Origin of the sequence: Methanosarcina sp. UBA5, from assembly GCF_002505485.1 — an archaeon.
Classification (GTDB): Archaea; Halobacteriota; Methanosarcinia; order Methanosarcinales; family Methanosarcinaceae; genus Methanosarcina.
On sequence record NZ_DAVG01000038.1, the window covers coordinates 1 to 22,062 of the forward strand.

Below are 22,062 nucleotides of genomic sequence, written 5' to 3' on the forward strand. Positions count from 1 at the left end.
GTTATAACACCGATATTGAGTTCCTCACGCAACTCGCGCATAACATGCTCGTCCGTAAGGGACAGGGTATCGACCCCAAGTTTCTTTGCGACGTATTCTTTTGCCTCGCCTATGCGCATATTTTTCGAGAACTCCATCCGAGCTACAAGGTCTCCTGCAGCCCTCATTCCAGTCATACCTGAAGCCATTATGTGGGAAATCGGCATACCCATAGGGTCGCCGACTCCGATCTATATGCCGTCGACGCCGGCAATTTCGACCATTGCCTTGCTTGCTCTGGTAACTGCATCAATAGGAGGAGTTTCAAGCATTGGGATTCCACCAACTCCCATGCCCATGTTTACGTGACAGGGAATTGGAGATGCTCCTACTGCAGCCTTAATGAAAGTAACTGCACGGGCAAGGTTCCAGGCTGAGGTCTTGCTGGTGTTGGTGTTGCATACTGGCCCGAAAACATTTGCTCCTGCCTTTGCAACAAGAGGAGCCTGCTGGTGAGGCCAGAGGCCTGCAAGGGTTACTCCGTCATACTGAAGGTTTCCATGCATACCAAGCACGCATTCTCCAGCCATGCCTGCTTCAATGTACATTCCAGGGAATTCTTTTCTGAGAGCTTCGATTGCATGGAGTGTACCGTACATGTCCCCGTCGCCTGCTGCGCCGGTTGTGTCAAAGTTAACACCGTCGGCACCAGAGGCAAAGAGCTTCTGCATGACCCAGACAGTATCCCTGGTGAGGTGTTCTGCAGCGTGTTCCATTGATTCCCAGGCTTCCTGAATCTTGAAAGCCTTCATAAGGTCGCCGGGGTTCTCAAAGGGGCCATCAGGGGTATAATACAGCCCCATGTTGGGCATTGCGCCGTAAAACAGCGGAATAACCATGTTCTGCTGGCAGACTTCCATTGCCTGGCACTCGTTTGATACGACAGGCTTGACAGGCTTGAAACTGTAATCGATATGCCCAAGCTCCATAGTGTCGGCACCAAAAGCACGCTCGTGAGTCATGCAGCCAACTAACCGGCTTGAGGGAATACCAACACCGCTGTTACCCTGGTCACCATCGAGACGGATAGTACCGATGTCGTGTGTCACAGGAATTTCCATACCCTGTTCAACACTCACAGCTTTGCCGGGCATCATAAGGATCTCGGCAAGTTTGTCGATTTCATTGGCACTAAGAGTTGGGATCTCGCCAAGGTCGGCAGCATTTGCAGTCCCGGCTTCGATCTCAGATACAATCTTTTCTTTGGTAAGGAAGACACGTTTACCGTCTCCCATCCTCAAAGCATATTCAGTTGCCATTTTTAGCCTCCTTTCTTGTTATCTTTAATAATCAGATATAGAAAACTGTATTCTGGGGGTTCAGAATTTGGAAACAAAGATTCTGGCTTGCCAGAGTGCTACTATCGCCAGAATAAGGATCAAAACCATCCACAGGATATTTGCTTCCGGTATGAAGGATTTTGCCCAGTATGCATTGTAAGCTGCTAGAGCTGCTGCTGTTTGTGTCATATTTTATCCTCCATTGAATCAAACAGATCTGAGGCAGGCATCAGAGCTTCGAACTCTGCCAAAGTCCGTTATCATGTACTTGTGTAGTAGAAAGCCTTTTTTGTAGATTCCGTTGTCGTCAACTTTCTGCTCCACATCCTTCAGCATTCCTCCGGACGCCAGCTCAATAATGTCAAAGTTAATGCTGTCCCTCTGGAAATTGCTCTTCATGCCGTACTCTTCCTGGATCTTCGAAACGATTTCATAGTTCCAGGATTCCTTTCCGTTCAGGAAAAGTTCCAGGATTCTGAACTTGATAGGACGATTTTTGCTCACTTCACTCACCTCTCAGAGTTTCAAGTTCACTTGCGTCTTCAGTAAACATAATGAAACTCCCAGCGATACAGAGAGCCCCGCCTATAATAATAGTCCAATCCGGAGCAGTTCCAAAGAATAGGAAAATGAAGATAATTGCACAAAGTCCATAGAGGTTTCCGATTCCCTGACCTCTCCCAACTCCTATAAGTGGGAAAGATTTGTACCATGTAACGTAACAGAAACCAAAAGTGATACCTGCAAAGATCAGTATCAATAAGGTCAGAGGTTCAAACGCCTTAAGTGCAAACGAGTACATCGGAAAGCCTACAAGTGCAAGAACTGGCACAATGATGATCCACCAAATAATATTCTCACCAAGGAAGCGAAGAGTCAACCCGGCATCCGGTTCTGCAATATCAAGCCCTTTGCCTGCAATTGCACCTTCAATGCCCCAGCCGGCAGCAGCCATTAGACCTCCGAGATATCCTATCCAGGGGACGTTACCTGAAGACAGTTCATTCAGGAGTCCACCGCCATAAATGGAAATACCTCCCAGAACGATGACTGCAATACCGATTGCTGCCCTCTTTGAGATCTTTTCTCCATACCAGTAATAAGCAAGAATCGAACCTACCACAGGGTAAAGAAGACCTGCAACAGCTGAAAATGCCCCTCCGATAAAGCCCATAGCAATAAATGAGCCTAGAATCGCCATCGGACCACCGAAGATAGAAGCAAGGAAGAACCACTTGGAGCAGGGGTGGAATTCCTTAAGAGTCCTTATGAGTTCTCCGTATTTTCCAAGTACTCCGTTCCAGATCATAAGTGCTAGCATGACAGCTAATGCATTAAAGGCAGTAATCAGTACGGCAGTCACAACAAGAGATATGCCGTCTCCACTTGTTTTAGCAATAGCACTACTCATTTCATCAAACGGGTTAAGAACCCAAACAACGGTTCCTGGCAAATACCAGATTCCCCAGAATATAGCACAGAAAAAGGCCCACATGTACCCTTTACTGATTTTTCTTTTACTTTCCTGTTTTTTTAAAGCTTTCAAATCCACGAAAACTCCCTCCATTTTTCAGAACGCTGTGGAGTTCCCTCAGGACATAATCTCCAGTCCTTCTCCACAGCCTGAAAGTGCAGCCCAAAAGCTCCTTTTGTGAGTTTCATATCTCGGGAATATTTTTCAAATTTCGTTTAGATTCAAACTTCTTTTTAACTGCTATTTTTAGCTGCTTTTGAAATTGCAGCCAACTTACCATTTTTACAATCTTTTTAGCCGTTTTTGTAATATTCCCTTGAGCGATATGATCTGCAAGAACTGTTCCAGCCATATCCTGAGCTACAGTCTCACAAAAATGCACAAAATAGAGTGTTGCAGAAAATGTATTCAAGCGTACATTTTCTGCAGTTTTAACCGTTTGCTATGGCTGCTTTATCAGACGCTCAGAGTGGCTTTTATCTTGGCAACTGCGTCATTGGCGGTTTCACCATAGATATCTGCGCCGATCTTGTCTGCCCAGTCCTGGGTAACAGGAGCGCCACCAACCATGGTCTTTACCTGGTCGCGGACACCTGCTTCTTTCAGCTGTTCCTCAATCTGGATCTGGTTGACCATTGTGGTTGTCATAAGTGCGGAGGATGCGATAATCTGGGGTTTGAGTTCCTTCACTTTTTCTACAAAAGTCTTAATTGGGACATCTCTTCCAAGGTCAACTACTTTAAAACCTGCAATATTAAGCATGGAAGCTACAATGTCTTTTCCGATAGAGTGGATGTCGCCTTCAATGGTTCCGATAGCAACGGTCCCGAGACTCTTGATCTGAGACTTGCGCTTTTCCATTTCCGGGGTGATAACTTTTATACCAGCATTCATTGCCTCGGCAGCTGCAAGTACATGGGGCAGGAAAAGTTCACCCTGACCGAATTTTTCTCCTACTTCTTCCATGCCTGCGGTAAAGCCTTTTTCAATAAGCTCTACAGGGTCAACTCCTGCGACAAGTGCTTCATTTGCGACTTCTTCTGCAAGTTCGTCGTCAAAATCAGTGATCGCTTCTTTTGCTTTTGCAATGATTTCTTCTTTGTTTGCCATTTTTAGATCTCCTGAATATCTATTTTAATTACATGCCTCTGAAGGCTTTGTCAGCCTTGTCCACAATTGCCTGCATGTCCTTGAGAATGTCTGCATCGATTGGGGTTACCTCGTGGTTTTTAAGAACATCCACTACTTTATCGTGTGCGACTGCTGCAAGATCCTTTGAGCCAGCTGCTGCCCAGTCTCCGAACATGCGCCTGTCAATGAGCATTGGGCTGGATGGGTAATCCACAAGCTGCCTGGTCTGTTTAAGGGCCAGGAAATTATTTCCGATGCCTACTTTCTGGATAGATTCAACTGCAAGGGTTTCTTCTGAGACAGGAATTCCCTGCATGGCTTTCTTAACCATACTGAAGATATCATTGTCAATAACAAGCTGTTCCAATGAGAATGTCATCCCGAGCTCAAGCATTCCGGCTCCGTATATGGTGTTGGCACCAGCTAGAGCAGGCAGGAGGGTTGTTATAGTTTTTTCGTGGCCTGCCTGGCTGTCCGGAACCTTGGAATCAGACTAGGAACCTGCCACATAGGAGGGAAGGCCGTAGAACTGGGCAAGCTTTGCGACTGCAGCACTGATAAGACCGAGCTCAGGAGATCCGACAGGTGCTGTACCTTTCTTGAGGTCGAAGGTAGTTGTGGAACTTCCATACCAGACCTTAGCTCCAGGAGCTGTCAACTCGGCAAGGACGATTCCAGAAAGGACTTCGGCATTGTGGGTTACAAGAGTTCCTGCAAGGTAAACAGGAGAAGATCCACCTGACATTGCCATACTCAGAACATTTACAGGTATTCCAAAGCGGGCACCCTTCATGATGACCTGGCAGGCATTTACACTGAGTTCAAGTGGGCTGGTTGGACAGACGAGCATGGAGAAGATTGGTTTCTTTCTGGCTTCTTCTTCATCTCCTCCGTAGTAGGCCTTTACGATGTCCCAGTAGTACTCGACGTTTTCGCCTACAGGGTCAATGTGGTGGTAGTGTTTTGAGGTGTTTGCAAGTGGAGTAAGGGTCTCGTGGACATCCTGTGCACCCTGACCTGCAATGTTCCTTGCGGAAACAGGGAGAGAGAAGTAGTCGATATTTTCAGCCCAGTCACAGAGTTTTGCGATATCTGCAATATCCTGTTCGACAGAATCGACGGTTACATATTTACCGTCCTGGTACTTGCAGACCTTCACACCGGTACCGAAGCAGGTCCAGTGGACTTTACCGCCGCATTCCTGGACGGTGTTAAACTTTTTGTCACGGCCCCAGAGGACAAATCTAGAGGGTGCGAGCTGAAGAGCTTTTCTTACAACATATTCAGGGATCTTTACAACTTTGGTTTCTTCATTAACTTCACAGCCATTTTCCTTGAAGACCTGCCTTGCCTCAGGATCAGAAACCTGAATACCTGGGTCCATCAGAACTTCCATGGTTGCATAATGAATCGCCTTAAGTTCATCAGTAGTAAAAAGGTTTAATTCTACGCCATTAAGTGTATTAAATCCAGCAAGTGCATTATTTTTTGCCATTTTTATAACCTCCGAATAAGAGTGATTAAGCCAGCAACTCTTTTGCTTTTGCGACAGCCTCGCTTGCATTTTCGGCATAGCAGTCTGCACCTATCTTGTCAGCCCAGGCCTGGGTCGCAGGGGCTCCGCCTACCATGACTTTTACTCTGTCCCTGAGTCCTTCTTCTTTGAGGAGCTCAATTACACCTTTCTGTCCCTGGAGAGTTGTAGTCATAAGGGCGGAAATTCCAATCATATCAGCATTGACTTCCTTTGCCTTCTCAATAAAGTTCCTGATTGGAACATCACGGCCAATGTCGTAGACTTCAAAACCAGCAGATTGGAGCATTGTGGACACGATTGCCTTTCCAATATCATGGACGTCGCCTTCTACGGTACCGTTCACAATAACACCGAGCTTTGAGCCGGAAGCTCCTTCAGGCATAAGATCCTTAAGAGCTGCAACTCCTGCAGCCATCGCATCGGCAGCCATCATCACATGTGGAAGAAACAGTTTTCCTCTCTCGAAACGGACACCAACCTCATTCATGCCTGCTGCAAGTCCTTTTTCAATTATTTCGGAAGGCTCCAGTTCTCCTTTAGCTTTTTCAACTACAGCGAGTACTGTATCCTTCTTGCAGGAAATTATAGCATCTGCAAGTTCCTGAAGCAATTCTTCTTTGCTAATGTTGCATCCTCCGTTTTAGTTTTTGAACTATAGAGACGTCTCTCCTGTAATTTTCACGATTATACGTGAACTTTCGAGCTGTAAGCTCATGCTTCTGGGGGAAGCAATAATGTACAGGAAGAAACTCACGATCATCATGGGTGGGAAACCATGATCACCTCAAGCGAGACAATAAAACCATGAAGAATTCATGATTACGCTGACTGGGGTTCATGAGTGTTTTAGCAGAGGGAGTGTTTTTCGTGCCATTTTAATCCCGTCTGATTACTCATCATTCAGATGTCTCCAATACTTTGTTGATTTTTCACATATATATATTTTTCTAAAAATTCTGTAATGAATTTAGGGGTAGTATTTATAGTTTTTGTTTTTTCAAGTTTTATTTGTATATTGAGGAAGAAAATAAAAGTCAATTAACAAAAAATATAAATATTAAATAGTAAAAATGGATTTTTATAAAGTTTTTTATAGTTCAGACCTCCAGGTAGCATTCTGGTGGAATCTGCTTTCAGATCGCATCTCACAAGCAAAATTTTGTTGCCCATGGTCGAAAGGGCAGCAGTTAGATTTTGCATGATAGTGTTTTTTCCAATACCCTTTTCCATAGATCGCTATCTGTCTCATCTTTTTACCTTGATTTCGTTTGCCCCTCCAAATCAGGAAGTCGGCAACCGTTGTACTAGGTAATGATATTTATATCTTTTCATCTATGAAATTCTGTTTCATTATGACTTTATTTGCGGGCTTCGGAAAAGAATCAATAAATAATCCTCTTTAAATTGCAAAGCTGAAATAAATTACAGGAAAAACTTCCCAGCGCATTGTCACTCCAAACTGTAATGTAGAAGAGTTTGATTTCAAGGGTGCAGTTGGAGAATGTGGATTGGGAGGTCCAATTATATGCCTTCGGATTTCCCGTACCCTGAAATGCAAAGCCTGTAAGCTCTGTTGACGAGTTCCAGCATTCTGGAATCTTCCCTCTCGATTTTTATTCCGCAGGCGAGGGAAAGGTATTCTGCAAGGTCAAAAACTTTTATTTTTTCATCCTGTCCGGCTTCAATAAGATTCTGCATGCAGCCCCCGCAGTTCGTGATAATTATATCACAGCCCAGTTTTTCGGCAGCTATGTAGCGATCTGAAGCGACATCAAGGGACTCAGATGGATAATTGACTCTTACACCGCCTCCAAAGCCGCAGCAGGCCGAATTTACCGGGGTTTTGTTGGCAAGTTCAGTCCCAGGAATGTGCTCAAGCACATCTCTTGCTTCTTGATATACTCCCATTGCCCTGGTCAGATGGCAGGGGTCATGATAAAAGACGTTATGCTTGAGAACAGCCTCGGGAGCGAGTTTTCCTTCCCTAATAAGAAATTCAAGGTACTGGGAAACGTGAAGCACCTGAAAATCAAGTTTTCCAAACATTCTCGGGTAGATATCTTTAAATGCCTTGAAGCAGCCCGGGCAGGCCGTAATAAGAGTTTTAGCCCCTCTTTTCCGGATTTCTTCAATATTCCGCTGTCCGTTCCTGCAGATAGGTCCCGAATCTCCTGCGCCAGCAGATACGGCTCCGCAGCAGTATTCTACCCCGCTCAGTACAGTGTAATCGACTGCGGCTTTATCCAGCAGTGAAACCGCAGCTTGTGCCATAATTTTGTTGATATACGTGCCTGCACAGCCAGGAAAATATATTACTGAGCCTGAACTTTCTTTATACACAGGAGTTTCATCCAGCTCGGCAATCTTCTTAAAAAGGTTGTTCTCAGCTTCAGGGTCTATCATTGTCTGCCTGTCGGTAAGTCCGTGTTCACGGGTCCACTTCTGCCTGGCAGAAGAAATAAGCATTTTAATTCCTAGCCCCTCGGGACAGGCATCCTTGCAGAGCCCACAGGTAAGGCAACGCAGTAAAGAGCTGGTATCAATATCCGAATTTCCTTCCAGATATCCGTACAACCGGTCAAGCAAATCCAAGTCATTGTAGCGAGGGCAGACATCAAAACACTGTCCGCATTCTATACATCTTGACCTGTGCTTTTCTACTAGTTCCATTTTTCAACTCCGTATAATATTAAATTCGTGTGATTAATTCTCTCTTTATCAGGTATTTTTTTATCAAGTTTTATATCAGGTATTTTTTATCAGGTATTTTAAAAGGTATCTTTAATAGATAGCATTAAACTTCCTTTTTGACAGGAAACTTAAAAGTTCCTCCTTAATATGAAACCTTATAAGTTCTTTCTTGATAAGAAACCTTATAAGTTCTTTCTTAATAAGAGACCACTTAAAAGCCGCTTAAAAATCATGAGAATCACCCACAGACCGCTTAGATGTCATAAAAATCACTTCAAAACCACTAAAAAGTCAGTAAATAACTGAAAATCCTTAAAAATCGCCAGGAAATCGTTAAAAATTCTCTTTTTGACAGAAACTCTTTTATTATCCCTATCTACATTCTGTCTGGAGAATCATCTCGGAACTTCAGAAAGCCCTTAATGGCAGATTAGAAGTGTGGACAGGTTTTTTCCCAAAAAGATAAGCTAATGTTCAACCATACTATCATCTATATATGTAGCTATACACGCAGCCAGTAAAAGGAAGGGGTTAAAAATCTTCAACGAACTCAAAAACAGTGCAAGAAAACTGATATTTCCTATTGCCCGCCTAATTCCCTTATCTCCGAATACCCTCACGTTACTGGGTTTTGCCGTAAGCATCGCTGCAGGGGCAGCATTTGCGCTGGGCAAACCTTTTTCGGGTGGTCTCCTTATTCTTTTTAGCGGGATTTTTGATATTCTTGATGGAGGAGTCGCGAGGGCAAAAGGCCGGATTACACCTTTTGGAGGCTTGCTTGATTCGGTTTGTGACCGATACTCCGACGGCCTGATGTTTCTGGGAATAATAGCAGGTGCGGTTAATGGCAGACTTGTCCTTTCCCCGATTGTGCAAATCGAAGGCTGGCTCTGGGCAGGCTTTGCCCTGATAGGCTCCTTCCTGGTAAGTTACACTCGCGCCCGTGCGGAATCTGCAGGTTGTCAGAAACTGTCAGTCGGAATTGCCGAGCGTACGGAAAGAATGATTCTCCTGGCTCTGGGAGGAATTTCAGGTTTTCTAGGCTGGGCTCTGGTACTTGTAGCCGTATTTTCCCATATTACCATTATCCAGCGAGTCCTTCGGGCAAAAAGCATATTGAGTAAGCCTTCAGAAGCAGATTTTCAAAAACCGTGACCGGTAAGATCCTGCTAAAAACGCCAGGTAAGAATGATATGGTATCTCTTAGTACAGATCACAATTTCAGATACAATAAAAAAAATATCCTGACTTTCTTCTACCGATACTCATTTATACTACATATTTGATTACAATAGTTGACGATGGCAAACAAAGAAAGAGATTTGCCATTGAGAAAGTACAACCTGCTCTGCGGGGCCGTAGGGTAGCCTGGTCCATCCTGCAAGACTGGGGGTCTTGCGACCTGAGTCCAAATCTCAGCGGCCCCACCAAAATTTTATTTATATACTTTTTTGATACATTTTTACACATTAGTGTACGTTATTTCCGGCTTATCAGCGTTTCAATTCTAAGTTAATTTTTCAAGATACTTCTATCTTTTATGGAATTTATGACCACACCCTATCTAGGAATTGCAAAAAATAAGGACAAAATGTATAGAGAAAAATCTGATGAAAGCAATGCAGCGAGGCTCAAATAAATTCAGGAGGTACCCCTACTACCATGATGCATGCTACACTCGATAACTGGATTCAACACGAAGTGATTCCGTTCTCCATCGATTTGTCCGAGACTCTCAATGCCTCCATTGACAGGATCATTGCCTCACTTGACGCCTCGGTGGAGTTACTTGGTTTTGGAGAAGCACTCCACGGCGCCGAGGACATCCTTATACTCCGCAACCGGCTCTTTCAGCGCCTGGTGGAAGTGCATGGCTACAGAGCCATTGCTATCGAGAGCAGTTTTCCTAGGGCTCATGTGGTGAATGATTACATAGCCGGTTGCGGATCAACATCGTATGAAGATGTGCAGAACATCGGGTTTAGTCATGGCTTTGGCCGGCTCGACGCAAATCGAGAACTCATAGAATGGATGCGATGCTACAATGCCAATCCTTCCCATCGCGTCAAAGTTAATTTTTACGGCTTTGATAGTCCGACCGAAATGACCTCCAGCGATAGCCCACGTCAAGTCCTTTATTTTGCTCTCGATTACCTCTGCTCAATTGATAGTGTCAGCGGCCAAGAACATCGTGAACGCATTGACTCACTTCTGGGTCAGGACTCCGATTGGGAGAACCCCGCTGCAATGATGGATCCGACGAAGTCAATAGGCCTGTCACCGGCTGCAGAAGCACTTCGGATTGAAGTTGAGGATCTCATTATGGAACTACGCTTACGCCGTCCAGAATTGGTGGCTAAGAGTGATGAGAGCCACTATATGGAGGCCGTGCAATACGCAACGATCTCCAAGCAGTTGCTGAACTACCATGCGGCGCTGGCGCGAACTTCTGCAAAACCGGATGAAAGGATTGTTGAAGGACTCGGCATTCGTGACCTGGTAATGGCAGATAATCTGGCGTACATTGTGTCCCGTGAGCGTGGTCGAGGGAAAGTCCTGGCCTTCGCTCATAACAGCCACCTTCAACTTGGAAAAGCGCAATGGCAACTGGGCGCTGATCTACTCGTCTGGTGGCCAGCGGGAGCGCAACTTAATGAGACGCTTGGCCCATGTTACAGCGTAATAGGTTCGGCTGTGGGTGTCTCTGATTTCAATGGCATTGGGCAACCCGAAGCCGGAACTCTTGAGGCACGGCTGACTGCTGTGCCGGGACAAGCGAGATTCATTCCAACTCACAGAGGTAAAGGGCTTCCAACCTCGGAAATCACCTCACTTCCAACTCGCTCCGGCAGTATAAGAAACCCGACCTACTTCGCATTAACTTCCCAAAGCTTCACTGACTTTGACTGGCTGGCTGTCCTGGATTCAACGGCATACTCTCGTGGTGGACCTCCACTGTAAAGGCAGCGTAGATAGGATACCCAACTAGGAAGTGTGAGTTTCTAATTATCAGGATTACAGTTACTAAAGTTATGTTTTCAAAAAAGTGAGGATATTTTAGAATTTTCTATATGTTTCAGCCATGATGCATGTTCCTTTTCGAAGTATATAAATGAGTGTGAATAATATATATAAAATTAATTATTTAGTTTTACACATTATTCTCACTTTATTCATTTTTGCTCACTTTCGTCCACTCTTTCACGCTCATACTTCTCTCGGATTTTCTCAATCATTTCCTCATTAGCTTCAATGACAAAAGCTCCTACATACCCGCATTCCTTGCAGTGGTAAACCGAACCTGCATACCCGCCAACTTCATAATATAAATCTGCGCTTCCGCAGACAGGGCAAACTTCAATGAGCTTTTCCATATCCAGAGCAATTCCTCCTTCAAAATGGCTTTCAATATAGAATTGTTAAATATATATAAGAAGGATGATTTTAATAAAGATATCATATCTACTAATCAATATCTAAAGGTATTAGCCAGTGTTTAGGGAATTCTGATCCAGACATTACCCAGTATCTGAGGAATCCTGAGAAACTCGGAATTCCCAATAAAAATCCCAATTTTAAACAGAATGATTCAAGGCCTACAGTGAGTGAAAAATGACTGAAATGATGACCCCTGCAATGCGCCAGTACTACGAAGCCAAGCAGGCATATCCTGACACCCTGATCTTCTTCCGCATGGGAGACTTCTACGAATCCTTTGGAGAAGACGCAAAAACTATTGCAAAAGAACTCGAAATCACGCTTACAGCCCGTGGTAAAGATAAATCAGGAGAAAAGATGCCGCTTGCAGGAATACCCTACCATGCAATTGACACCTATCTGCCGAGGCTCATAAATAAAGGGTATAAAGTAGCAATTTGCGAACAGCTTGAGGATCCGAAAAAGGCAAAGGGAATTGTAAAGCGAGGGGTTGTCAGGGTGGTCACGCCTGGCACGGCAATTGATTCTTCCATGTTTTCAGATGCCTCAAACAATTACCTCATGGCAGTTGCTGGGCGGGAAATAGGAAAGTCCGGAAAGAACCCCGGAAAGGAAATCGAAGTTGGAGTATCCTTTCTCGATATTTCCACAGGAGAATTCCTTACAACGCAATTTAGGGACTCAGAAAATTTTGAAAAGCTTCTAAGTGAGTTTGCCCGCATGCGGCCTTCAGAATGCATCCTGCCTCCATCCCTATATGGAAATCCCGACCTTGCAGACCGACTAAAAACCCAGACCATTGTGCAGGAGTTTGCCCCCGAAATTTCAGGAGCAAAGGAAGCCGGAGAAAGGTTGAAAACCCATTTCAGGGTCGCAACCCTTGAAGGTATGGGCTGTGAGAATCTGGATTTTGCAGTATACTCGGCCTGGGCTGCCCTAGAATATGCACAGACTACGCAGATGCGGGAGCTTACCCATATCAATACCCTGAGAACCTACTCAAATTCCGAATTTATGATCCTTGATTCCGTAACCCTGCGAAATCTTGAAATAGTCAAAAACGTACGAGACGAAGGAGATGAAAATTCTCTTTACCGCATTTTGAATTGTACAAAAACGCCTATGGGAAGCCGTACCCTGAAAAAGTGGCTTTTGAAACCTCTGCTTTCCGTAGAAAAAATCAACCTTCGGCTCGATGCAGTTGAAGAACTGGCAGAAAAAACTCTGCTCCGCTATGATCTCCGAAACTGGCTTTCAGAGGTCAGGGATATAGAACGCCTCGTAGGCAGGGTAGTCTATGGAAACTCAAATGCAAGGGACCTTGTAGCCCTGAAAAAATCTATGGAAGCTCTGTCTCCTGTCCGGGATTCCCTTCTGGATAACGTTGAATCTGAACTTTTAAAGGAGATTGCAGTCGGGCTATCATCATTTTCTGAACTTGAAAATCTGGCTGAAATGATAGACCGAGCAATAGTTGATGAGCCTCCCATTTCAGTTAGGGAAGGAGGCATGATAAAGTCGGGATACAGTGCAGAACTTGATGAACTCAAGGATATTGCAAGTAACAGCAGGCAGTGGATTGCAAATTTTCAGCAGAAAGAAAGAGAAAGAAGCGGCATAAAGTCCCTGAAAGTGGGATATAATAAGGTTTTTGGATATTACATAGAGGTAACCAATGCCAACAGTGGTCAAGTGCCTGATGATTATATCCGCAAACAAACCATGGCAAACGCTGAGCGCTTTTTTACCCCTGAACTTAAGGAAAAAGAGAGCCTTATCCTGACAGCCAATGAAAAAGCTATAGCTCTTGAATATGAAATTTTTACAGAAATTGTGCAAACACTTTCAACCCATTCAAGAGAGCTTCAGGAAACTGCCGAAAGAATAGGCGCGCTTGATGTCCTTGCAGACCTGGCTGAGGTAGCAGAAAACAACAATTATATCAGGCCCCAGCTTACGGATGACTGCAAGATCCTTATCCGAGACGGAAGACATCCGGTAGTTGAAAATACCGTACATGGTGGCTTTGTCCCGAATGATACCGAAATGGACTGCAAGGAAAACCAGTTTTTGCTGGTAACAGGCCCGAACATGGCAGGAAAGTCCACTTATATGCGTCAGACTGCGCTTATAGCTATTATGGCTCAGGTAGGTTCTTTTGTCCCTGCATCCTATGCTTCAATAGGGGTTATTGACCAGGTCTTTACGAGAATAGGGGCATTTGACGACCTTGCAAGCGGGCAGAGCACCTTTATGGTAGAAATGGTTGAACTTGCAAATATTCTGAATAATGCAAGTCCCACAAGCCTTGTGCTTCTTGATGAAATAGGCAGGGGAACAAGTACCTATGATGGGTACAGCATTGCAAAAGCTGTTGTAGAATTCCTGCATAACAGGGGAAAAGAGGGAGTAAGAGCACTGTTTGCAACTCATTACCACCAGCTAACAGCCCTTGAAGAGAAATTAAAAAGGGTCAAAAACTACCATATTGCAGTAAAGGAAGAAGGTCATGATCTAGTCTTCCTGAGAAAAATCGTACCGGGTGCAACAGATAGGAGTTACGGGATCCAGGTTGCAAGGCTCGCAGGCGTCCCGGAAAAGGTAATAGAGAGAGCAAATGAGATTCTCACGGAACTCGAAAAAGAAAACGTGCTTGAAGAAGCTGAAGACAGCGAGAACGGAAAAAAGAGGAAAGGTAAAGCTACAGCACGTTATACCCAGATGATGCTTTTTGACCCTGGGAACAGTAGTGGAAGTTCTAAACAGGCAAACAAGCCCAGTCCTGTAGAAGCCACCCTGAGAAGACTGAATGTGGAAGAAATGACACCAATAGAAGCCCTGAATAAGCTCCATGAGCTGAAAAGGCTGCTAGATTAAGTTGCTGGACTATGGGTTGATTAAGGGTCAATTAATTGCTGGATTAAAGGTCGATTAAGGGTCAATTAAAGGATGTCCAATGAAAATTTTTCTGGTCCGGATGGAGTAAAGAAATGGATAAAGAACATATTGAAGAGAAGGAAAAAGCTAGGGGAAATAAAATCCGGCTCCTTGATAAAGATACTATAAATAAAATTGCGGCTGGGGAGGTAATTGAGCGTCCTGCGTCCGCAGTAAAAGAGCTGATAGACAATTCAATAGATGCAGGAGCTACGGATATCCGAATTGAAATCGAAAAGGGCGGAAAACGTTCCATTCTTGTCCGGGACAATGGATGCGGTATGGGCAGGGAGGATGCCCTGCTTGCATACAAAAAGCATGCAACAAGCAAGCTCACGCGGATTGAAGATCTTAATACTATTTCTACGATGGGTTTCAGGGGAGAAGCCCTTTCATCTATTACAGCCGTAGCAAAGGTGGAAATTCTTACCCGGCCTCCGGAAGAGATTACGGGGACCAGGATAATGATCCATGGGGGAAAAGTTCTCGAAACTTCGGATGCAGGCACAGCTCCCGGTACATCTGTGAATGTAAAAGACCTGTTTTACAACATCCCGGCAAGGCAGAAATACCTTAAAAGCGACCGTACCGAACTTGCCCATATTACCGATACGGTAATGCAGCTTGCCTTGGCAAATCCGGAGATTTCGTTTACTCTGCTCAGTGAAGGAAAGCCAGTTATAAGAAACGCGGGTTCAAGCGAGTCTTTCAAAAGTATTGTAAATCTTCTGGGGCCGGACATAGCTCGTTCAATGCTTCCACTAGAATACAGGACCGAAGATTTTGAAATCCTGGGGTACATCTCAAAGCCCGAAACCACTCGAAGGGAAAGCGACCAGCTTTTCCTGTTCGTAAACACCCGCCCTGTAGCTTCAAGAGCCATCAATAAAGCTATTCGCGACGGATATTATACCAAAATTTCGAAAGAGCGTTATCCTGTGGCAGTGCTCTCTCTTATTGTTGATCCCGGGGAAGTGGACGTCAATGTACACCCCCGCAAAGCCGAGGTGCGTTTCAGCCGGGAGAAAGAGATTGGGGATGCGGTCACACTTGCGATAGAAAAAGTACTCTCTGAAAATTCTCTGGCTCCTGAAATCCGGGATAAAAGAGACCGAATTTTTCAGAAAACCTTTGAGGTTTCAGGATCTTCAGGTAGATTGCAGGTCTCCGAAGCTGCGGAAACTTTTGGACAGAAAGAGGCTGGAAAAAACACCGGAATTCTGGAGAAGGCTGGCTTTCCTGAAAATGGCAAGGTTCTGAGAGATAAGGCTGAGACTTACGTTTATCCGGTAAAAGATACCGAAAGGAGGCTAAAACGTTCCGAGCGCCTACTGGATTTAACTGCAGAAGGAGGAGCGCAGGAAATCTCAGGCGATAAAAAGCTGGAGAATAAACTTGAGCAGGAAAGGGAGAATGAAGGAGAAAGTAAAAAGAGAATAGTAGGTATTCAAGAGAATCAAACTGAAAAAACAGGCTTTGAAGAAGGAGAATTTGAGGGCATAAGTGCAGAAAAGAGTCAAAAACCTAAACAAAAATCGAAAATGGATCCTTTTGATAATCTGCGGGTTATAGGGCAAGTCTCTAAGCTGTATATCCTTGCCGAAAGGGGAGAAGACCTTGTGCTTATCGACCAGCATGCTGCTCATGAGAGAATTCTTTACGAGCAGGTTTTGAAAATGAAAAAGTCAAGGGTGCAGGAACTGATCACACCTGTAACCATAGACCTTACCCCTAAAGAGAAAGTGCTTATGGAAGAATATATTCCTTATCTGGAGAATTGCGGTTTTGGGATTTCAGAATTTGGGGACAATACATACGTAGTCACTTTCGTACCTGAAGTTTTCGGGAGGCTTGAGGATCCCGAGGTTATCCATGATGTAGTTTCGGATCTTTTAGCTTCAGGAAAAGTTAAAAAGGACACAGGAATTTCAGAAAAGGTCTGCAAGACCGTCGCATGCAGGGCTGCGATTAAAGGGGGAGCTGCCTGCAGCCCCAGACAGATGGAAGAGCTAATAGAACAGCTTAAAAAGGCTGAAAATCCTTACTCCTGTCCTCACGGTAGGCCCACTGTTATCACATTTACGAAAGGAGAACTGGACCGCATGTTTGCAAGAATCCAGTAAAGAGGGCTGTAACCTGGAAAAATAGCAGTTTAGTTATTTATTTCTTTATTGGGAGGTATATCTTTCCTAGATTTTTTGAATAAAGTTGGATGATGCCTTCCCTCTTTTTCTCGGTTCATTTAGAATAGAATGCATATACTCCAAAGAGAGGTTTGTTTCAGCGCGGTTAGAAAATGCAGTTGGGAGACCAAAATATGAAGAGTCTATGGAAATATTATAGAGATATATAACTAGCATGTCCATAATCAATCAATATACTTCTATATTGAGAGATCATCCTTAGTTTCCTATATATTTATATAATAGAACTTAAGATGTAGTAGTGTGCCAGGCGAGTACTGGCATTTGAAAAAGGCATCATTCCCAAGACTATTTTTCACACACCAACCCCAAAACCCCAAAGAAGGAACGACTCCCCAATCGTTCCAGAATCCAGGATTAAACCCCATTTCCAAAAAACAAATCCCCACTCCTGGAATGATGCCACCTCTTTTCTATCTATTTTCCATGTTTTCCATATCTTCTATATTTTTGATGTTAGTTTCTTTTATCACGTGCAGTAAAACCAGAAAATATGGCAAGTCTTACCCTGAGAATCAATCGAGTTCTTTTCCGATTTTCACGTCAATACATTTATAATAAAAAACCTCCGAGTATTCTTCCATGATAGATCCTGTTAACAATTTCAAGATCCCCGAAGAATGGATTGTCCGCACCGGGCTTGCCAGGGAAGAACTTGAAACAAAAGTAGCATCCGGGATGATTGTGGTTCTGAGTGACGGATCTGTCCTCAAACGAGGGTACACTACAGGAACCACAGCAAGTGCTGCTGCAAAAGCCGCTGTCCTTTCCCTTAAGAAAAAGGTTGATAACGTATCAGTCCCGACTCCTGCAGGATTGAGAGCCCAGCTTGCGGTAAGTGAAGCCTCGCAGGGTCGTGCAATTGTGAAAAAGATTCAAAACGATCACGAATCCGATATTACCCGGGGGCTTGAATTTGTGGGAGAAGCCAGGGAAGCTGAGGTAATCCGAATCCTGGGAGGAGAAGGCATAGGAATTGTAAGAAGGGACGGGCTCCAGGTTCCGAAAGGCCAGCCAGCTATTAACCCGAAACCGATGGAACAGATAAAGGCTGCAGTGCAGGAAGCCGTAGAAGAATTGGGCCTGAGAGGAGCCGAAGTTACAATCTCAATTCCAGACGGGGAGAGGATCGGAAAAGAGACCCTGAACAGCAGGATAGGAGTTGAAGGCGGAATTTCCGTACTTGGAAGCACAGGCTTTGTTGAGCCCTGGAACGACCATCTTGGAGAGATGAAAGGAGACCTGATCCGCTGCACGGATAGAGTGGTCCTGACTACAGGCCGGATAGGAATGCGCTACTCTCACATGCTTTTTCCCGATTATACCGTCGTCATGGTCGGAAGCAGGATCTCGGAAGGGCTTGATTACGCTTCCGGCGATGTAATTATCTGCGGGCTTCCTGGTCTTGTCCTTAAATGGGGAAATCCAAACATGCTTGAAGGCAGCGGGTACGCAACCGTTGTCGAGATGCTTAAAAATGCGCCTAAGAATGCGCGCCTGAAAGAAGCTTTTGAGATGGCAATAGAGAAAGGAAAGGGCGCAAGAATCGTAGTAATCGACAGGGACGGGGCGGTCCTGATGGATAGTAAGAATGAGAGTTAATTAAGACAGGTAAAGGGGAAGAAAAATAATGATTATTGTAGGAGTCGGAGTCGGGCCCGGAATGCTCACGGAAGAAGGAATAAAGGCTATAAGGAAAGCCTCTGTGGTTTATGGTGCAAAAAGAGCTCTTGAAATTGCCCAGGAGTATATAACATGTGAAGCAAAACCGATTAAGGACTATAAGTCGCTTCACCTCCTGCCAGCAGATGCAGTCGTCCTGTCCACAGGCGATCCCATGTTTTCGGGGCTCGGTAAATTCGCAGGGGAGAAGGATACAGTCATTCCGGGTATTTCCTCGATGCAGGTGGCCTGTGCACGCACAAGAGTGAACCTGACCAACCTCTGCGCAATTACAGCCCACGGTAGGGACTCGGAACCTGCAAAAGCCGAGTTGATCAGGGAGTTAAAGAACGGAAGAAATATCTTCCTGCTGCCGGAAGAAACCTTTGGATCGCTTGAGGTCGCGGAAATCCTTAAAGAGCTGGGTATTGAAGCTGAACTTTATACCTGCGAAAACCTCGGCTATCCTGAAGAAAGGATTGCAAAAGGCACGCCTGAAAATCCACCTGTTCCGGAAACAATTCTTTACGGGCTGCTTATCGTACAAAAAAGGTAATTCTTTGAGCCGAAAACAGAATTAACTTATTATGAGGCGCATGACCGTATAAAAAATCAAATCCCCGAAAAAGACTGCGGTAATAAAACCCCCTGTGATTGAAAGCATGAACGGCAGACCGGGAGTAACCCAGATATCTTTCTCAATCAAACCTTTTTTCAGATACTCCTCAAGTTCTGGATTTTGAGCCGCATCGAAGTTTAGACCTGTACGAGCAAACCTTCTTTTTAGACTTCCGTTTTCATCAAGCTCAAATTTCTCAAGGAGACCAAGGTGTTTTTTAAATTTCAGGGAAGAAACTTCAGTCCTGTAACCTATAAACATATAAAGCGGATTTTCAACCATCTCAGACGAAAAATGCAGGAGATTATAGCCGAACATCCCGAGAGGAACAAGTGCTGTCATTAGAAGAGCATTTTCCAGGACTGTAAAAGTGAAAAGCCCTATTGGTGGAACTCCGAGCAGGGGATATATTTTTCCTGAAAAGCTAAACACCGGATAAGAAGGAAAAAGGATGGAAAGCACGATCAACCCCTTTGCATCCCCTCCCCCAAAAGCCCCAAACTGGAAAAGGATATAGACGACGGTAAAAACAAGAATTCCTGAAGAAAAGAGAGACATGAGGTAGGAGACTCCACCTGTGAGAATGTCATAAAAAATAAATCCCGCCCCCGATACAAGCATGTATTTCCAGACCTTATTTGAGACCCTGCGGGAGTTAAGGTCCGAATAACATGAATACAATAAAAAGGGCATACTGAAGAGGATTTTGAGGATTTCTATCATTTCAACCCTGTAATGAAATTAGTTTTTATAGTTATTGACATTCAGTACTTATTTACTTTATTGATTGTGTGATGAAATGATCGAAAAAAGCTGAAATCCATACCGAATAAATATAATAACAATTTCATAACGTGTCGGGGCAGCCCCTACCATTGTTAACAAGCGATAAGCTTATACATAAGAAGTTCTATTTTATGGTGCTTATCCCTTTTAAATATCAAAAGCAATGGGCTCGTGGTCTAGACGGTTATGACGTCGCCTTCACACGGCGGAGGTCCTGAGTTCGAATCTCAGCGGGCCCATGTTTATTTTTGATAAATATAAGACATCTTCGAATTCTCCGAATCTACATAGTTCTCTGTTTGCCCATTTAATTTTAGATTTCTATTCAAAATGGAAGCAAGATAGAAATATTTTCTAACTCTTTGGTATTGTTAGGATTGCATCCATATTTTTGAGAATTTCTTCTGCGATTTTATCGCTTCAATATTTCTTTCGTTTATGTTCTTTCAATATGGATTAATAGAATCTATCCCAAAACTCAAAATTTAGTCTCTGAATTCCAAATTTTAACACCTGCTGGGTTTCAAATTATGAAAATTCCCTTGAAATTCTTGCGGAAATGAGAAACAAAATTGGTTTTGGGATGAACTTATTGGAAAAAAAGGGAGGGAGATAAATAAATAGAGTTGCTACTTAAAGTAGTAAGAAGAAAAAGTCCTATTTATTCTGTTCCTACCTTCAATTATCCTCGATTCTTATTCTTAAGCTTCTCAAGCAGGCTTGATACTCTTTCCTTCGCATCTTCTGTCTCTTGCACATCTTTGGTGATGGTAATATCCAGAATATCACCTTCCTTGCTGCATGCAGGCAACAAAAAGAGAGGGATATTAATTTTTATTGACTCGTCATTCCTTATAAGCAGCACTGCATTACCTTCTTCTATGCGGTCAAGAGTAACTTTGAAATTTTCCATCTTCAGCTCTCCAGTTTTGAGATCAGCTTTCCACTATCATCGTAGAGACATGCTGTGTCACCATCGTTGTTCCATATAGGGTCGTCTAATTGCCAATAAAGCTCAGTAGCTGAGTTTGTGCCCTTTCCAATAAATACAGTTACTGTGGTTCCTGCATTCAGGGTGTAAGACTGAAACGTATAGGCATGTTTATTGCCTTCATCTTCAATTTTCCAGCCGTTCAAGGAAACTGGAGAAGACCCCGTGTTCGATATCTGAACCCATTCATCTTGAAGATTCAGGTCGCTCACATAAACAGTCGATTTTGCAGAACTTGGAGTTTCTGACTCTTCATTTGTTGAATCTGTAGAAGTGTAAGTTCCATTTCTACTGGAGATAGTCCCGGTTTTTTCAGTTTTTACGGTATAAGTAGACCCATCGGTTGTAACAGTAATTGTTCCATCCAAGTCTGTTCTGTAGACTTTTGAAGCTTTCTGTAATCTCTCAAGAATCTCAGCATGAGGATGTCCATAGTCGTTTCCTGCTCCAACTTCGATAACACTTACTTCAGGACTTACAGCTGAAATGAACAATGCTCCACTACCAGATCTGCTGGCGTGATGTCCTACTTTTAATATGTCAGAATCTACATTATATCCAGCTTTCATGATGCGTTCCTCTGTTTCAAGGCCTGCATCACCCATGAGCAAGAATGAAGTAGTTCCGTAAGTTACCTTGAGGACTACTGAGTTTTCGTTCAAATCTTCAGAATATGTCTTTGTAGGATTTAAGACCTCAATATCAACAGCAGGATCAAAATCGATTTTTTGACCAGCTTGAGCTACTTGGAAGGGAATGTTTTTCTGATCAATAGTGGTCAGCATATTCTCGTAAGTCTTAGAGGTATGAGGGTATCCACTGTCAACAAAATGCTCTACCTGGAAGTTGTTAAGAATCTCGTTCATTCCGCCAATATGATCAGAATGTGGATGGGTTGCAACTACATAATCCAGTGTTGAAATTCCTTGGTTCTGCAAGTAAGCTGTGACAACTTTTCCCTGGTCACTTTCTCCTGAGTCAACTAACATGGATTTTCCATCAATTTCCAGGAGGATTGAGTCTCCTTGATCAACATCTAGGAAATGCACGGTAAGGTTCTGACCTGATTGAGTGACAGTATTTTGAGTAGTTGTAGGAGTTGTTTGTTCCGAAGCTGTTTCTAAAGGAGTTTCTTTTGGATCTGTACATCCGGATGCAATGAGTATTAGAGTCAGGCAGAAGATTGCGGCAGTCAGTTGTGAGGGGTTCATAAATATATTAATGCGTCAGATGTATTAGAAACTTGCATTGAGCTCCCTTAAAACTTATTTTG

General features: G+C 43.9%; 19 protein-coding genes, 2 tRNA genes and 2 pseudogenes. 8 read left to right on the forward strand and 15 right to left on the reverse strand.

Annotated features, from left to right (window positions below; all coding sequences use genetic code 11):
* The 11 genes and pseudogenes from mtbB to BP621_RS03755 all read right to left on the reverse strand — a co-directional run.
* Positions 1–1,298: pseudogene (mtbB, locus tag BP621_RS03705) on the reverse strand ([dimethylamine--corrinoid protein] Co-methyltransferase); the annotation flags it as partial.
* 60 nt (positions 1,299–1,358) lie between these two features.
* Complete coding sequence (locus BP621_RS03710) at positions 1,359–1,508, reverse strand: hypothetical protein (RefSeq protein WP_292388026.1); 150 nt, start codon at positions 1,506–1,508, stop codon at positions 1,359–1,361.
* Between the two features lie 18 nt (positions 1,509–1,526).
* A complete protein-coding gene (locus tag BP621_RS03715; RefSeq protein WP_292388027.1) occupies positions 1,527–1,823 on the reverse strand; it encodes a hypothetical protein in 297 nt (98 codons plus the stop codon).
* A 1-nt stretch (position 1,824) separates the two neighbouring features.
* Positions 1,825–2,886: a DMT family transporter gene (locus BP621_RS03720; RefSeq protein ID WP_292388028.1), complete on the reverse strand. Its 1,062-nt coding sequence runs from the start codon at positions 2,884–2,886 to the stop codon at positions 1,825–1,827.
* Positions 2,887–2,977: 91 nt separating this feature from the next.
* Entirely contained in the window at positions 2,978–3,205 is a 228-nt protein-coding gene (locus BP621_RS03725; protein WP_292388029.1) for a hypothetical protein, read from the reverse strand.
* A gap of 44 nt (positions 3,206–3,249) precedes the next feature.
* Positions 3,250–3,903: a methyltransferase cognate corrinoid protein gene (locus BP621_RS03730; protein WP_292388030.1), complete on the reverse strand. Its 654-nt coding sequence runs from the start codon at positions 3,901–3,903 to the stop codon at positions 3,250–3,252.
* A 28-nt stretch (positions 3,904–3,931) separates the two neighbouring features.
* Positions 3,932–5,497: pseudogene (mttB, locus tag BP621_RS03735) on the reverse strand ([trimethylamine--corrinoid protein] Co-methyltransferase).
* Complete coding sequence (gene mtbC / locus BP621_RS03740) at positions 5,445–6,086, reverse strand: dimethylamine corrinoid protein MtbC (protein WP_292388059.1); 642 nt, start codon at positions 6,084–6,086, stop codon at positions 5,445–5,447. The pseudogene mttB and the gene mtbC overlap by 53 nt, the downstream one beginning before the upstream one ends.
* Before the next feature lie 413 nt (positions 6,087–6,499).
* Positions 6,500–6,691 (reverse strand): hypothetical protein, encoded by a 192-nt coding sequence (locus tag BP621_RS17175; protein ID WP_292388031.1) that lies wholly within the window; start codon positions 6,689–6,691, stop codon positions 6,500–6,502.
* Positions 6,692–6,982: 291 nt separating this feature from the next.
* The gene (locus BP621_RS03750; protein ID WP_292388032.1) at positions 6,983–8,131 is read right to left on the reverse strand and encodes a (Fe-S)-binding protein; all 1,149 of its coding nucleotides are present in this window, start codon (positions 8,129–8,131) and stop codon (positions 6,983–6,985) included.
* Positions 8,132–8,619: 488 nt separating this feature from the next.
* On the reverse strand, positions 8,620–8,826 hold the full coding sequence (locus tag BP621_RS03755; protein WP_292388033.1) for a hypothetical protein: 207 nt from the start codon (positions 8,824–8,826) through the stop codon (positions 8,620–8,622).
* Here BP621_RS03755 and BP621_RS03760 point away from each other — a divergent pair.
* The 3 genes from BP621_RS03760 to BP621_RS03770 all read left to right on the forward strand — a co-directional run bounded on the left by BP621_RS03760 (position 8,795) and on the right by BP621_RS03770 (position 11,113).
* Positions 8,795–9,307 (forward strand): CDP-alcohol phosphatidyltransferase family protein, encoded by a 513-nt coding sequence (locus BP621_RS03760; protein WP_292388060.1) that lies wholly within the window; start codon positions 8,795–8,797, stop codon positions 9,305–9,307. The genes BP621_RS03755 and BP621_RS03760 overlap by 32 nt on opposite strands.
* Positions 9,308–9,504: 197 nt before the next feature.
* Positions 9,505–9,582, forward strand: a tRNA-Pro gene (locus BP621_RS03765).
* A gap of 232 nt (positions 9,583–9,814) precedes the next feature.
* Positions 9,815–11,113, forward strand: a complete 1,299-nt coding sequence (locus tag BP621_RS03770; protein WP_292388034.1) for an erythromycin esterase family protein — start codon at positions 9,815–9,817, stop codon at positions 11,111–11,113.
* A 212-nt stretch (positions 11,114–11,325) separates the two neighbouring features.
* Here the strand turns inward: BP621_RS03770 and BP621_RS03775 are convergent, their stop codons facing one another.
* Complete coding sequence (locus tag BP621_RS03775) at positions 11,326–11,526, reverse strand: hypothetical protein (protein WP_292388035.1); 201 nt, start codon at positions 11,524–11,526, stop codon at positions 11,326–11,328.
* Positions 11,527–11,764: 238 nt separating this feature from the next.
* Between BP621_RS03775 and mutS the strand changes: the two genes are divergently transcribed.
* The 4 genes from mutS (at position 11,765) to BP621_RS03795 (ending at position 18,949) form a co-directional block, all read left to right on the forward strand.
* The gene (gene mutS / locus BP621_RS03780; protein WP_292388036.1) at positions 11,765–14,467 is read left to right on the forward strand and encodes a DNA mismatch repair protein MutS; all 2,703 of its coding nucleotides are present in this window, start codon (positions 11,765–11,767) and stop codon (positions 14,465–14,467) included.
* Positions 14,468–14,580: 113 nt separating this feature from the next.
* Positions 14,581–16,650: a DNA mismatch repair endonuclease MutL gene (gene mutL / locus BP621_RS03785; protein WP_292388037.1), complete on the forward strand. Its 2,070-nt coding sequence runs from the start codon at positions 14,581–14,583 to the stop codon at positions 16,648–16,650.
* 663 nt (positions 16,651–17,313) lie between these two features.
* Entirely contained in the window at positions 17,314–18,333 is a 1,020-nt protein-coding gene (locus BP621_RS03790; protein ID WP_292388038.1) for a cobalt-precorrin-5B (C(1))-methyltransferase, read from the forward strand.
* A gap of 28 nt (positions 18,334–18,361) precedes the next feature.
* The gene (locus BP621_RS03795) at positions 18,362–18,949 is read left to right on the forward strand and encodes a cobalt-precorrin-7 (C(5))-methyltransferase (RefSeq protein WP_292388039.1); all 588 of its coding nucleotides are present in this window, start codon (positions 18,362–18,364) and stop codon (positions 18,947–18,949) included.
* Between the two features lie 21 nt (positions 18,950–18,970).
* Here the strand turns inward: BP621_RS03795 and BP621_RS03800 are convergent, their stop codons facing one another.
* Positions 18,971–19,735 (reverse strand): A24 family peptidase C-terminal domain-containing protein, encoded by a 765-nt coding sequence (locus tag BP621_RS03800; RefSeq protein WP_292388041.1) that lies wholly within the window; start codon positions 19,733–19,735, stop codon positions 18,971–18,973.
* A 228-nt stretch (positions 19,736–19,963) separates the two neighbouring features.
* Here BP621_RS03800 and BP621_RS03805 point away from each other — a divergent pair.
* Positions 19,964–20,037 (forward strand) — tRNA-Val (locus BP621_RS03805).
* Positions 20,038–20,480: 443 nt separating this feature from the next.
* Here BP621_RS03805 and BP621_RS03810 read toward each other — a convergent pair.
* On the reverse strand, positions 20,481–20,711 hold the full coding sequence (locus BP621_RS03810; RefSeq protein WP_292388042.1) for a DUF3006 domain-containing protein: 231 nt from the start codon (positions 20,709–20,711) through the stop codon (positions 20,481–20,483).
* Between the two features lie 2 nt (positions 20,712–20,713).
* A complete protein-coding gene (locus BP621_RS03815) occupies positions 20,714–22,000 on the reverse strand; it encodes an MBL fold metallo-hydrolase (RefSeq protein WP_292388043.1) in 1,287 nt (428 codons plus the stop codon).
* Between the last annotated feature and the right edge of the window lie 62 nt (positions 22,001–22,062).